General features: G+C 48.7%; 13 protein-coding genes. 1 reads left to right on the top strand and 12 read right to left on the bottom strand.

The window, feature by feature from the left end; translation table 11 throughout:
- Positions 1-15 precede the first annotated feature (15 nt).
- The 9 genes from dapA to ACO0LE_RS08870 form a co-directional block, all read right to left on the bottom strand.
- Complete coding sequence (dapA, locus tag ACO0LE_RS08910; protein ID WP_422960041.1) at positions 16-900, bottom strand: 4-hydroxy-tetrahydrodipicolinate synthase; 885 nt, start codon at positions 898-900, stop codon at positions 16-18.
- A 77-nt stretch (positions 901-977) separates the two neighbouring features.
- Positions 978-1,610 (bottom strand): class I SAM-dependent methyltransferase, encoded by a 633-nt coding sequence (locus tag ACO0LE_RS08905; RefSeq protein ID WP_422960040.1) that lies wholly within the window; start codon positions 1,608-1,610, stop codon positions 978-980.
- Positions 1,611-1,622: 12 nt separating this feature from the next.
- Complete coding sequence (locus ACO0LE_RS08900; protein WP_422960039.1) at positions 1,623-2,282, bottom strand: site-2 protease family protein; 660 nt, start codon at positions 2,280-2,282, stop codon at positions 1,623-1,625.
- Positions 2,283-2,320: 38 nt separating this feature from the next.
- A complete protein-coding gene (locus tag ACO0LE_RS08895; protein WP_422960038.1) occupies positions 2,321-2,944 on the bottom strand; it encodes an L-threonylcarbamoyladenylate synthase in 624 nt (207 codons plus the stop codon).
- Positions 2,945-3,023: 79 nt separating this feature from the next.
- A complete protein-coding gene (htpX, locus tag ACO0LE_RS08890) occupies positions 3,024-3,899 on the bottom strand; it encodes a protease HtpX (protein ID WP_422958270.1) in 876 nt (291 codons plus the stop codon).
- Positions 3,900-3,965: 66 nt separating this feature from the next.
- Positions 3,966-4,811, bottom strand: coding sequence for a 3',5'-nucleoside bisphosphate phosphatase (locus ACO0LE_RS08885; protein ID WP_422960037.1), 846 nt, complete (start codon positions 4,809-4,811; stop codon positions 3,966-3,968).
- A gap of 110 nt (positions 4,812-4,921) precedes the next feature.
- Positions 4,922-7,255: a TonB-dependent receptor plug domain-containing protein gene (locus ACO0LE_RS08880; RefSeq protein ID WP_422960036.1), complete on the bottom strand. Its 2,334-nt coding sequence runs from the start codon at positions 7,253-7,255 to the stop codon at positions 4,922-4,924.
- A gap of 236 nt (positions 7,256-7,491) precedes the next feature.
- The gene (locus tag ACO0LE_RS08875) at positions 7,492-8,823 is read right to left on the bottom strand and encodes an ABC transporter permease (RefSeq protein WP_422960035.1); all 1,332 of its coding nucleotides are present in this window, start codon (positions 8,821-8,823) and stop codon (positions 7,492-7,494) included.
- A gap of 78 nt (positions 8,824-8,901) precedes the next feature.
- The gene (locus tag ACO0LE_RS08870; protein WP_422960034.1) at positions 8,902-9,843 is read right to left on the bottom strand and encodes an ABC transporter ATP-binding protein; all 942 of its coding nucleotides are present in this window, start codon (positions 9,841-9,843) and stop codon (positions 8,902-8,904) included.
- A gap of 249 nt (positions 9,844-10,092) precedes the next feature.
- Between ACO0LE_RS08870 and ACO0LE_RS08865 the strand changes: the two genes are divergently transcribed.
- The gene (locus ACO0LE_RS08865; RefSeq protein ID WP_422960033.1) at positions 10,093-10,467 is read left to right on the top strand and encodes a hypothetical protein; all 375 of its coding nucleotides are present in this window, start codon (positions 10,093-10,095) and stop codon (positions 10,465-10,467) included.
- A gap of 122 nt (positions 10,468-10,589) precedes the next feature.
- On the opposite strand, the gene purF is transcribed toward ACO0LE_RS08865, so the two are convergent.
- Genes purF through ACO0LE_RS08850 form a run of 3 tightly spaced genes read right to left on the bottom strand, consistent with a single transcriptional unit; the run spans position 10,590 to position 13,702 of the window.
- The gene (gene purF / locus ACO0LE_RS08860; RefSeq protein WP_422960032.1) at positions 10,590-12,110 is read right to left on the bottom strand and encodes an amidophosphoribosyltransferase; all 1,521 of its coding nucleotides are present in this window, start codon (positions 12,108-12,110) and stop codon (positions 10,590-10,592) included.
- Positions 12,111-12,154: 44 nt separating this feature from the next.
- Positions 12,155-12,643, bottom strand: coding sequence for a CvpA family protein (locus ACO0LE_RS08855; protein WP_422958277.1), 489 nt, complete (start codon positions 12,641-12,643; stop codon positions 12,155-12,157).
- A 33-nt stretch (positions 12,644-12,676) separates the two neighbouring features.
- Positions 12,677-13,702, bottom strand: coding sequence for an SPOR domain-containing protein (locus tag ACO0LE_RS08850; protein ID WP_422960031.1), 1,026 nt, complete (start codon positions 13,700-13,702; stop codon positions 12,677-12,679).
- Positions 13,703-13,716 lie beyond the last annotated feature (14 nt).

The raw sequence follows: 13,716 nt of genomic DNA, 5'->3' as shown, positions 1-13,716 counted from the left end.
CCCGCCCAAGCGACGCTATTGTAATACACCTGACTCGCGTAAAGCAGTGCGAACTACATCATGATACTGCTCTGACATAGGCACCAAAGGCAAGCGAATGCCACTTGGTATCAGACCCATCTCTTGCATTGCCCATTTCACAGGCAAAGGATTTGGCTCAATAAACAATTTATTGTGCAAAGGCAGCATACGATTGTTGATTGCCACTGCTGTTGCAATATCGCCGCGCATCGCGGCAACGCACAACTCATGCATCGCACGAGGAGCCACATTGGCTGTTACAGAAATATTGCCCTTACCGCCGCAGAACATCAACGCCATTGCCGTCGCATCGTCACCAGAGTACACAGCAAAGGACGCTGGTGCCAGACGAATCAAGTCCGTATCGCGAGCGATATTACCTGAAGCCTCTTTAACACCAATAATGCCAGGGACTTGCGCCAGACGCAGAATTGTCTCATTGCTCATATCAGCAACGGTACGGCCTGGCACGTTATATAGGATCACAGGAATATCAACCGATTCAGCAATTTTCTTAAAGTGCTGATACATGCCCTCTTGCGTGGGACGATTGTAATAAGGCACTACCTGCAAAGATGCATCTGCACCAATTTCCTTGGCGAATTTGGTCAGCGCAATTGCTTCTGCCGTTGAATTGCCGCCAGATCCGGCGATGATGGGAATACGTTTATTAGTGTGTTCGACGGCGACGCGAATCAATTCGCAATGCTCTTCTACCGACACCGTAGGCGACTCGCCCGTGGTACCGACAATCACGATGCCGTCAGTGTCCTCGGCGATATGCCAGTCAATCAGTTTGCGCAGACATGGCAGATCGAGACTGCCGTCGGCGTGCATGGGGGTCACAATTGCAACCAGACTACCCTGTATCGTTGTCATGTTAATGCGTGAAAAAGTAAAACCTTGATTGTAGCGGATAGGGCATCACTATGGGCAGGAATCGCTTGAAAATGACTTCAAATCCTATTCAGAGAATCAGACAGATTATTCATCATGCTGGCTGACACATCAGACATCTCCGATATCCCCGACATATTGCGTACACAGATTCTCTGCACTATTGCCGGATGCGGATGTTCCACATACCCATGCTCATATGCAATCACCTGATTTTGTTGACCAGAGCTTATGTCAGACCCGAATTGCTGTAAAAGTTCACCGGGTCGCAACAAAAAATCTGGATTACGCGGCCGGCCAAAACTCGCATTACCGTCGGCAAAGGTTTCATAAATCAATATGCCACCTTCTGCCAAAGCCATTTTCAAATGCGAAAAAAGTCGCCGGTGCAGATAATTAGTCACGATGACGCCTGCGAACTGATGTCGCTGAAATGGCCAGACTGTTGCATCGGCCTCCAGGTCAAGCAGAAAAGTCCGCACGCCAAGCTTGGCAAGTGGCGAAAGCAACGGTGCCTCTCTATCCACGGACCAGACCTCGTATCCGGCAGCCAGCATCAGTTGAGTATGCCGGCCGCCGCCGCAGGCCAGATCTAATACAGGGCCAGCATTTTTGGGTATCAGGGATGCGAAGCGACGCACCCAAACAGATGCATCGGATCCGGCATGCGGCGCATTGATGGTCGCAGACATATTGATCAAGGATCAGCTAAGTAAAAACCGGATTGGCGACATCATGAGATAAAGCAGCGTTTCTGCTAACCACATGACAGGAACCATCCAAAACTGCAGCACGTGCAACATCACCAAAGCCATCACGATGAAAAACCCGTATTGCTCAATCTGTGCGAATTTATATGCCAGCTTGTAAGGTAATAAACTCACCAGAATTCGACCACCATCCAGAGGTGGAATAGGAAACAGATTAAAGGCAAACATCACCAGGTTCGTCAAAATACCGGCATTTGCCATGCGAACAAAAAAATCCTCGCTGACACCAAAAACCTGTAAAAAAATTGCCAATAACATCCACAAGAATGCCATTGCAAAATTTGCGGCGAGTCCAGATGAGGCAACCCAAACCATATCTTTCTTTGGATTTCTTAAGTTCGAAAAATTTACTGGGGCTGGCTTTGCATAGCCAAATAGAAATGCGCCGCTCGTTGCTATGTACAGCACAATAGGGATCACAATCGTACCTAGGGGATCAATATGACTCATAGGATTCAATGTCATTCGTCCTTGGCTATAAGCTGTAGTATCACCAAAATATTTAGCCGCAAATGCCTGTGCAGCCTCCCTCATAGTGATTGCAAAAATCACCGGCAAGGCATACACAGCAACGGTTTGAATTAATTCATTCATATTGGTTTTTCACTATCTAAAATTCAAAGAGCTCCGGATTACAAACCGAACAAAGCTGCGTCACCCCTACCCTGCCTGATCAGCACAGGCACATCATCTGTCATATCGATGACCGTGGTAGGGATCAGGCTGCAGGCACCGCCGTCTATGATCAGGTCCACTTGTTTTTCCAGTTTTTCACGGATAACTTCAGGATCTGTCAGAGGCTCGTCCTCGTTCGGCAAGATTAAAGTGGTTCCTAGCAAAGCCTGTCCCAGCTCCTCTAACAATGCGTGAGTAATGCGATTTTCTGGAACTCGCAAACCTATGGTCTTACGCGAAGGATGGCTCAGGCGACGTGGAACTTCTTTCGTCGCTTCCAGAATCACAGTAAATGCACCTGGCGTCGCTGCTTTAAGCATGCGGTATTGACGGTTATCGACCTTTGCATACAAAGCGATTTCTGACAAATCCCGGCACAACAAAGTCAGGTGATGCTTCTCATCCACAGCACGAATGCGCCGCAAACGTGTGACGGCGTCTTTGTCATCAAGGTGACATACCAGTGCATAGCAAGAATCTGTGGGCAATGCCACGATACCGCCCTGATGAATAATCTGGGCAGCTTGCTTGATCAACCTTAGCTGCGGGTTATCAGGATGCAGTTGAAAAAATTGGCTCATCAGCGATCAGTAATGACGATAAAAGTAGAAAGGCGGTAGCGGGACATCCCTGCTACCGCCATTTTATAAAAAAATGTATTTATTTAAGATTTTGCAGAGCCGCAATCCGTTGCTCCATTGGTGGATGCGTGGAAAACAAGGCGCTCCAGCCAGCTTTATCACTGATACCGGCCGCCGCCATCGACTTTGGCAACTCACCCGGCTGCATACCGCCTAAACGAGCTAGCGCGTGAATCATCGGCAACTGATTGCCCAGTAATTTTGCTGATCCGGCATCGGCACGAAACTCTCGCTGACGCGAGAACCAGGCAACGATCACTGAGGCTGCAATACCAAACACAATCTCGCAAACGAATACCGTAATCATGTAACCAATACCTGGCCGGTCGTCGTCGCCATTGCGGAACACCGCTTTATCAATCGCATAACCGACAACCCGCGCCAGGAACACGACAAAGGTATTCACCACACCTTGAATCAGCGCCATCGTGACCATGTCGCCATTCGCGATATGAGCAACTTCATGCCCCAAGACAGCTTCGACTTCTTCCTTCGTCATACTCTCTAGCAAGCCGGTTGAGACAGCAACCAGCGCAGAATTCTTAAATGCGCCCGTCGCGAATGCATTTGCTTCACCATCGTAGACAGCAACCTCAGGCATGCCGATACCAGCGCGTTCAGCCAGCGCTTTGACGGTATTCACCAGCCATAGCTCGGTAGACGAAGACGGTGCATCGATCACACGTGCGCCGGTAGACCATTTGGCCATCGGCTTGCTAATCAGTAAGGAAAAAATAGCGCCCGTGAAACCGACAACCAGCGAGAACACCATCAAGGTGCCCATATTTAAACCGTTCGCGGTCAGATAGCGATTGACGCCAAGCATCGACAAAACTAGCGACATCACCAGCATTACAGCCAGATTCGTTGCCAAAAATAGCACTATACGTTTCATTCGGACATCCCTAAAAAGTTAGACCCGCCGCATAAATTGGGTGAAATAAGAAAATTTCAAGATGATTTACATCCACTTCGACCAGACTGGCGTGAGTGTAGACGAAAGTGGCGGCAATTGGCCTAAATCCACAACGGCGTCGTCAGGACCATGAAAGTCCGAACCGCGCGACCCTAGAAACCCGTAGCGGCTGGCAATTTTTGTATATTCCGCATACTGATCAACCGTGTGACTACCGGTGACGACCTCGATCGCAGAGCCCCCATAAGATTTAAACTCATTAAAAAAGGCGTCAAATGCAACAGGACTAAGCTCATAGCGCCCCGGATGGGCAACCACGGCCTCACCACCGGCACCTTGTATCCACTTCACTGCTTCTGCCAGTGTCGCCCACCGGTGTGGCACATAGCCGGGTTTACCTTCAATCAGATATCTCTTGAACACCTCATTCACGGTATCGCAGGCACCGATTTCAACCAGGTAGCGCGCAAAATGTGACCGCGAAATCAAATCAGGATTACCCACATAGGTCAACGCACCCTGAAAGGCATTTGGAATACCTGCCTTTGCCAGACCTGCTGCCATCTCGTGAGCGCGACGCTCACGACCAGAGCGGGTTTCTGCCAGACCGCGTATCAGGTTTTCATTTTTCTCGTCGATATTCAAACCGACGATATGGATAGTTTTACCCGCCCAGGTAATCGATATCTCAACACCGGTCACATACTGCAAACCCAGATCCAGCGCGGCGGAACGAGCTTGTGGAATACCGCGGATCTCATCATGATCGGTCAACGCCCAGACATCCACACCGTTTGCCTTGGCGCGGGCAGCAACCTCAGCGGGTGCCAGTACACCATCTGAAATCGTGGAGTGGCAATGAAGATCAACATTCAATAATTCGGTGGACATGATTATGCAAGGCAAAGTGCGGGTTACTTGATTGTACTCCGTCAAATCAGACTCTGCTGCACTGCACACTCAACAACCTGCCATCGCCAACTAATTGCCGATGGTATCGGTCAGATCTTAATTTCAAAGCGCAGGGACCAAGTTGTATACGTTTTAGCCACACTACTATCCATATGATTAATGCCACCAGTTGTGTCGATGCCGGAACTCAAATAATCACTACCAGACAAATTATTCGCTGACAAGCGTAATTGGGTGGTCGGATTGATTTTCCAGAGACTATAAAAATCGAGCTGGCGCTTGATTCCCGTGCTATTGATTTGCGTCTCACTTGTCTGAATCTCATAGGCCGGCGTCCAGTTAACATTACCACCAAAAGTCAGCGGTAACTTCGCCATACGGTAGTCGATTCCGACATTTGCAGTTTGCTTAGGCTGCTGATCCAGGCGGTTATTAGGGCCTTGAATATCGTCAACGCTAGACCAGAAGCGGCTGTAATTGCTACGCAAATCGATTGCAGGCCCCTCCGGGAAAAATTCCTGTAACTGGAATTTTGCTTCCAGCTCTATGCCCTTGGTCGTTGCATGGCCGATATTGACCGGGGACGATACCCAGCGAAGTCCTAACACGGTGTCGACATGCAAAGTACGACGACGTATCAGATCATTGATATCACGGGCAAAAATATTGGCGCTCATAATTCCCGCGCGGCTTAGATAGTGCTCAAACGCGATATCAATACCTTTGGACAATTCCGGCTTCAGATTGGGGTTGCCGGTCCGGTCAGGCTTAGTTTCACTATTTATTGGTGAATTCGTCGGCAATGCAATCAAGTCATTCAAACCAGGTGCACGGTAAGCATTGGTCAAACTCACGCGTATCTGATCTTTGCTTTCGCCCGGAATACGCCAGACACCATGCAATACCGGACTCCAGACACTACTTGTATTATTGACCGCATTGCTGAGACTGGTACTGCTAGTGCGAATACCTTCCCAGCGCAAACCGGCATAGGCAGAGAGCTGAGAATTAATATCGAACTCATCCTGCACAAAGACCGCAACACGTCTTGTGTTTGCATCCACATTGTCGCCAGATTCAGCGAACTGCGGGCGATTCTGACTATCTAACGATGTACGAATCTGCTCACGCTGACTAGTCTCCAGATCCCATCCCGCCGCCAGCGTATGTTTCTCACCCCAAGGTTGAGTATATTTTCCACCGATATTGATACTGCTATCTCGCGTGTCATTGACATCACTGATTGCAGTCATGAACTTGCCGCTGGCATCATAATCCGTACGTAACGATGAGCTATTTATTTTCCCGATGCCACCGCCAAATTTCACATTCAGTTTGGCATTATCTGCAAACTTGTGCTGCCAGTTACCAAAGCCACGTAAAAAAGAATTTTCTGACGTGCTGGACGTATTTGCCATGGCATATTCAGCAAGATGATTGATATCAGTCAGCGTCTGATCAACCACGCTAGATATCGTCGAATCACTACGCGAATTCATCAGGAAAGGTTGCAACATGAGCGTATCGCCATTATCAAACCGCACATTCAATCTCGGCGTCAGCTGAATGCCGCGGGTACGACGATTAGTTTCATCCTCCTGTGTCTGCATCAGACTTGGCTGGCCTTGCGTATTTTTCTCCAAAGTTGTCGTCAAGTTTTCATCACGCTGACGATTCTGAAAAATAGAGCCGCTTAATGCATAGGATACGTTACCAATCTGTCCGGGATAACTAATAGATAGATTCGGTGCAGAACGCCCCTGCTCAAGACTTTCTGAGAATTTGATCTCAGTATCTTTTTGTTTGTAGTCTTCACGCAATACGATATTGATCGTACCCGCGATCGCCTGCGTACTAAATTCAGCGACCGGTCCGCGAATAATTTCAATACGCTCGACCTGATCCGGTGAGAGCGAATCCATCGAAAACCCGCGCGGCGGCCTTTCTCCGTTAAGTAAAATCTGCGTGTAGCCATTCCCCATGCCCCGCATACGGACATCACCACCACGTCCTGGGCGCCCGCCGATAGTCACGCCTGGCAAGCGCTTTAATACCTCACCTAAATTTGAATCACCATTACGATCTAGTTCTTCGCGGCCGAAAATAATTTTTGCTGCCGTAGATTGACGTCGCTCATCCAGATCGGATTGGCGACCGCCCGTAATCGTCACCTTTTGAGTTGCATTCTGGTTGATCAGTGGAGCGCCGGGCTTAACATTTGCGTCGTTATTTTGAGGGCTGGTCTTTTTTTCTGGTGTCGCCGGTTTTAACTGACTGGCATCTTTCGTTTTTTCTTCGGGTGGACTAACCGACTCAGTTTGCGCCAAGGCTATTTCCGGAGCTGCGACACTGGCTGAAAACACACCTGCCAATGCCAGATGCATCAACTTCAAAGAAAAACCGACAGAGATATTTTTGGACATGGTAGAAGCGTGTTGATTTTTTTGACTCCTGCAATTGCGCGATGCATCAGTGCAGCTCGTTCGAAACTGCCGGAGAGGTAGCCGCATTGTATTTTCAAACACAGATAACAAACCAGCGGTTTGCCCCGCTGTTTTGTATGATATTGAAACAGCCTGGATCGAAGCTGTTACTTAAGGATACGTTGATGTCCGCAACAACACATCCCGACAGACTGTCACATCAGGAGTGACAAGTATCAAATACTGTTTTGCTGCTTACGGAAGCGCCATAAAGCGAGACTCACAAACAACAGAAAAAATCCGAGCTGGACACCAATGGCAGGCAAAGCCGCATCCAATCCGAGTCCACGCCAGGTCATCGCATCAAAACCGTCGACCGCCCAGCGAGTAGGTACAATCAAGGTCAGGTTTTGCAACCATTGAGGGAATAAAAAAGACGGCATCCAGGCGCCGCCCAACATCACCATAATCAAGGTCGCAAACACAGAAATACCACGTGCAGCCTCTGGCGTTTTCCCAAAAGCAGCGATCAACAATCCAAAGCTCGCCGTCATCAGAGAAAAACTTAAAGCAACGCCAACAAAGCCAATCAGGCTGCCAGCGATTTTGACTTTAAAAATCACACCGGCAATTGAAAAAATAATGCCTGTTAAAGCAAATGCAATCAGCGCACAAGACAAGGCACGCGCAATGAGAACCGTGTTCAGGCTGACCGGCGCCGCAAGTAAACGATTCCATAAGCCGAGTCGTCGCGCCATCAAAATACTGATGCCAGCATCAATCGCCATGAATAAAATAAATTGTACTGTCATACCCGCAAAGGAATGAGCATAACCGTTATAGCGCGCCGTAACAGGATCTCCGGCCACCATCGCCTGATCCTTAGTCACGAACGGCATCGACAGTCCACCGACAACTGATGCATCTTTCCCGGCACTTGCAGGAGAGTCCGTTTTCTCAGCACTTTTCGTCAGATTTGAGCTTTGAAATTTTTTCAAGCTACCTAAAAAATCCTTCAATTCAGGATGAGCAGCAGCAAACTCCGGGTGCGCCTCAAAATCGCTAATGTTTTTATCCACCATAGTCAGTCCACTCTTGCCGCTGAACATTTCGGCACTGACGCTCTGCATCACATACTGTGTGAGTATGCCTTTTACCATCGCAAGAACCGCTGATTGGGATGGATCGTAATAAATTGGCAGTTCTGGTTTAGCTTGGCCGCCAAATAAAGCCGCTCCCGCTGACTCACCAAAACCCGCAGGGATGACGATTGCGACATTCAGCTTACCTTTGCGCACTTGCTCCTGCGCTTGCTCTAGGGGCAACTCTGAAATCTGCAAACTCGATTCCGACTTCAGGCCGCTAGCGATTTTTTGACTAATCACGTGCGTATCCTGCATGACCAGAGCAACAAGGATTTTTGAGGCGTCTTTACTACCGGAACCACCGGTGATAAAACCAAAAAAACCACCGAGAATAACGGGCATGACAAGAGTCAGCAACATCGCCCGGCGATCAGAAAAAAACAGGATCAAGTCCTTACGAATCAGTGCAATAAGAGCAATCATGATTATTCTTTCAAAACAGATCATTGTGAGCAAATTCCAGGCGATGGCGCGCGTAATCTCCTCAGGTAAAAGTAGAAATTAATCGCGCAGGCTACGACCAGTTAAAGTCAGGAAAATATCTTCCAATTTAGTTTTTGCAGTAGAAAAATGCTGTAACGCATATCCCTGAGAATTAACCCATTGCAGCACTGGTAAAGCGTAGCCGGAATGAAGTAAGGACACGTCAAGATGTGCACCTGTAGTTTGTATCTGAGTGACGCCCGTTTGCTCTGCTAATGCTGCGAGTGTTTCAGCACCGGGGGCACGATCCAGATCGAGTTCCAGCGCAGCCTGTGCAGGCAAGCGCTGATACAATTCTTGTGGACTCCCATTAGCAATGACTTTGCCGTGATCAATAATCACAATATGATCAGCCAGGCGCTCGACTTCTTCCATATAGTGGCTGGTATAGATTAAGGCCCGCCCCTGCTTCTTGAGTATCTCAAGGCTATCAAAAATCGCATTCCGGCTTTGCGGATCAACTCCCACCGTAGGCTCATCCAATATCAGCAGTTGAGGATCATGCAACAAGGCTGCGGCAATATTTAAACGGCGCTTCATGCCACCAGAAAAAGTCGCCGGCTTATCTGCCGCTCTGTCACGTAAATTCACCAACTCCAACACCGCGTCACACCGGGCCTTAAGTGCGCCCCCCGTCAGCCCATATAAAGCGCCAAACAATTTAAGATTTTCCATGGCAGACAAATCATCGTAGAGCGCCAGATCCTGCGGTACAAAACCGATCTTACGCTTAACAGCATTATTTCCCTCGCCGACCAGCTGCCCACCGATACGAACTTCCCCCTGATCCTGGCGCAACAGGCCGCAGATCATACTCACCGCTGTGGACTTGCCAGCCCCGTTTGGCCCCAGCAGCCCTAGGGTTTGTCCATGCTTGAGAGAAAAAGAAACCGAGTCAACAACCTTGCGCTGACCGAAAGACTTGCTAAGAGTTTTTACGTCTAATAGTAAGGATGTCATGTTGTCTGCCAGTGAACGAAACACGAGGACTATACCTGATAGTCAGATTTTTTTGGTCGTTTTGACATGGATTTTGAAGACGCACTTGATGACTGCAATTATCAGCTCACATTGACACTTCAAATTGACACTTCAATAAATTAAGATTTCAAAGAAACAAGCGGTGCAACAATCGCCAGCGATGAATTGAGCATCACGAATGGCGTCAGAACTGTTAAGATCGCGACCTGATTTCACTCTTTTGTTAACATGAAACGTCTTACTCTTTCGCTCATCGTTTTGCTAACGACGCTTTGCTCGTATCCTACGCTGGCTGCGGATAAACCTTGTGGCGGAACTGGAAATAGCCAGCCTTGCCAATCTGTACCGCAGCCCAGTTCAGCACCTGCAGCACCGGCGACACTGATGGTGTCCATCCAGGATCAGGTGGCTGCGGCCTCGCTAGCATCCGAAGCTGCGGCAATGGAAGCCAAAGAACCACGTAAAAGCGTGCTGCGCGACAACGTCTATTTCAATGCGATTTTCTGGATACTGGCGCTGTTAGCGCCATTGGGTGCGGGGATGATGATCGTTTTAAATTTGCTTGAATATCGCTTCAAACGTCAGGACAAGGTTGAGGACTGAACAAGAAAGTTACGTTTCAATTTATAAACCGTAAAGCAAAGCAGAGTAGAAAAAGAAAAAGCCCGATACCAGTGGATATCGGGCTTTTTCTGATACTGATGCTGATACTGCACTGACGGCGATTAATCCCCGCGCTCTGCCAGGTTTAAATTTAGCTGAGAGCGCATCATGTCCTCAGTGTCAGGGCGAGGCTTATTTCTAGCCGTCTCCAGACGATCCAAATACGCAGAGGATACGTCACCGGTAATGTAATGTCCGTCAAAACAAGAAGCTTCGATATTACGCAACATCGGGTTGATATCCGAGATAGAACGCTTCATCGCGGCCACATCTTGATACACCAGAGCATCTGCAGTAATTTCACGGCAAACCTCTTCTTCGCTGCGACCATAAGCAATCAATTCGCTACGGGTAGGCATGTCGATACCATAAACGTTAGGGAATTGAACAGGCGGTGCTGCCGATGCAAAAATAACGCGCTTGGCGCCCGACTCGCGTGCCATCTGTACGATTTCACGGCTTGTAGTGCCGCGCACAATGGAATCATCGACCAGTAAAACACTCTTGCCTGCAAACTCCTGCTTGATCGCATTGAGTTTTTGACGCACTGATTTTCTGCGGATTGCCTGACCAGGCATCATGAAGGTACGTCCGATATAACGATTTTTGATAAAGCCTTCGCGGTAATCCAGATTCAGTTTCATCGCCAGCTCCATCGCGGAGGGACGCGAAGAATCAGGAATCGGCATGACCACATCAATCTCACCATCACGGAATTGATTGCGGACTTTGTCAGCCAGATACTCACCCATTTTCAGGCGAGTCAGATACACGGATGCGCCGTCGATAATCGAGTCCGGGCGGGCCAGATAAACATACTCAAACGCACACGGATTCAGCGTTGGGTTCTCTGCACACTGTTCGTTATACATCTTGCCGTCGAGATCAATAAAGATAGCCTCACCAGGCTCTACGTCACGCAAGAATTTAAAACCCAACCCCTCGAGTGCGACAGACTCACTGGCGATCATGTATTCAACGCCACTCTCGGTATGCGATAAACCAATGCACAGAGGACGAATGCCAAAGGGATCGCGGAACGCCAGCAAACCATAACCGGCGATCTGTGCAACTACTGCATAGGAGCCGCGTACACGACGGTGCAGCATTGAAACCGCACGGAACATTGACTGAGGATCCAGCGAGTAGCCACTGGTGACTTCCTGGATTTGATGTGCAAGGATATTGAGCAATACTTCAGAATCGGAATCAGTGTTCAGATGACGCATGTCATTCTTAAACAACTCGATCTTCAATTCATCTGCATTGGTCAGGTTACCGTTATGTGCCAATACAATACCGAAGGGTGCATTGACATAAAACGGTTGCGCTTCTTCTTCGCTGGTAGAACCAGCGGTCGGATAGCGTACCTGACCGATACCGATATTACCTGGCAAAGAGCGCATATTGCGAGTACGAAATACATCTCGCACCAGACCATTTGCCTTATGCATGGCAAACTTGTTGCCATGACCCGTCGCGATACCTGCTGCGTCCTGACCACGATGCTGCAACAACAGCAAAGCGTCATATAACAGTTGATTGACGGGATTATTTGAAACTACGCCAACGATGCCACACATGGTGGACTCCTAAAAAAACAAATTAAAAACGATTCAGATATGCTTTAGAAATGGACGTGCCGCGTAATCGACGCAGGCAAAAACGGCATCACAGTTTGTGCGGAGGTCACAACCACCGGGCTCAGTAAGGCATCCTTCCAGAACGCCTGCTGCGGAATGGCAGTCATGCCACAAATCATCACCGCAGCCAGTACTAAGACGCAGCCACGCGCTAAGCCAAACAAACCGCCTAATCCTCTGTCGGCCAATTTCAGTCCGCTGGCTTTAAGCACAGCGTCAACGGCCATCATCAATAAGGACATTAGCAAACGCACGCCAATAAACAAGGCTAAAAATGCCACTATCAAACGCAACATTTGTCCAGGAAACAAATCCGGTAAGTAGCCCGCCAACGTCGCACTAAAGGCATTTGCTACGACAAAGGCGACGATCCAGCTCACTAGCGACAACATTTCTTTGACCAGTCCACGCATGGTACTGATCACGATGGAACAGATCAGAATAAAGAGCACCACGTAATCAAATAGCGTCACAACATCATTCCGTTATAGTGAATATGGGGATCATTAGTTGGGAATCAACTTCGGAGTTAAACCAAGCTTGGTCAGCTTGGACGCCGTCTTGTCTGCCTCCTCCTTAGAATCAAACGGGCCAATCCGGATACGTGTCACCGATTTATCGCCCGCAGGCGTGGTCGCTACTTTTTGTGTGTACGACTTGATACCGGCAGCTTTGAGCTTGTCCTGTACTTCGTTGATTTTTTCCTGAGTTGCAAACGCACCTGCCTGAACCACATATCCGTGCTCTTTGGACTGAGCCTCTGTGGCGACTGCCGGTTTAACGGTTTTGCCTTCCAGAATGGCTAAGGCACGTGCGGCGTCATCATCCTGGCTGTTTGATTTTGCCGTAGTTTTTGCGGATGCTTTGATATCCGCTTTTAATTCGGACTTGAGGTCTGTCTTGGCGTCTGACTTAGTGTCGGATTTGCCCTCTGGCTTTGCTTCGTTCTTTGCTTCAACCCTGGATACGGTTTTGGCATCAACCTGGACTTTTGGTTCAGGCTTGTGCTCAGATGTTTTTTCTGGTGTTTTTTCTAATTTCGCATCGACTTTCGCATCTGGCCTGGCGTCTAGCTTAGTCACCGATTTGCCATCGGCAAGTCCTACGGCTGGCAGAGCGGTGGCATTTTTACCAAGAGCAGGTAATTGGGAAGGCTCGATGATTTCTTCCGGTAGCTCAGAACGCTTATTTACACTTTTTGGCGCAACGGTCTGCTCAGCGGAAGGCAGTTTATCTTTAGACGGTATTTGAACAGCGATGTCATCTGCCAAAGGTTTTGGCTCTGAATCCAGCAGCAAAGGCAATCCGATCACGGCGGCGAGAACCAGAGCAACGGCACCGATCAGGCGGCGACGGGCACGTTTTTTTTCCGGCAATACCGGATCTGCTGACTTGCTTTTGCGTGCATTTTCAGCACGTTTGCCGCTACCACGCGCCGGCTTGGTCTCATCTTCAGTACGAGCACGAAATTCGCCATCGTCCTGATCGTGTGATGCATCTTGCTTTTGTTTAAACAACGAGAACAAGCCCATGTGCAAACTTCTTT

The organism is Undibacterium sp. Xuan67W (assembly GCF_049340165.1).
Taxonomy (GTDB): domain Bacteria; phylum Pseudomonadota; class Gammaproteobacteria; order Burkholderiales; family Burkholderiaceae_D; genus Undibacterium.
This window is presented reverse-complemented; position numbering and strand designations above follow the sequence as displayed.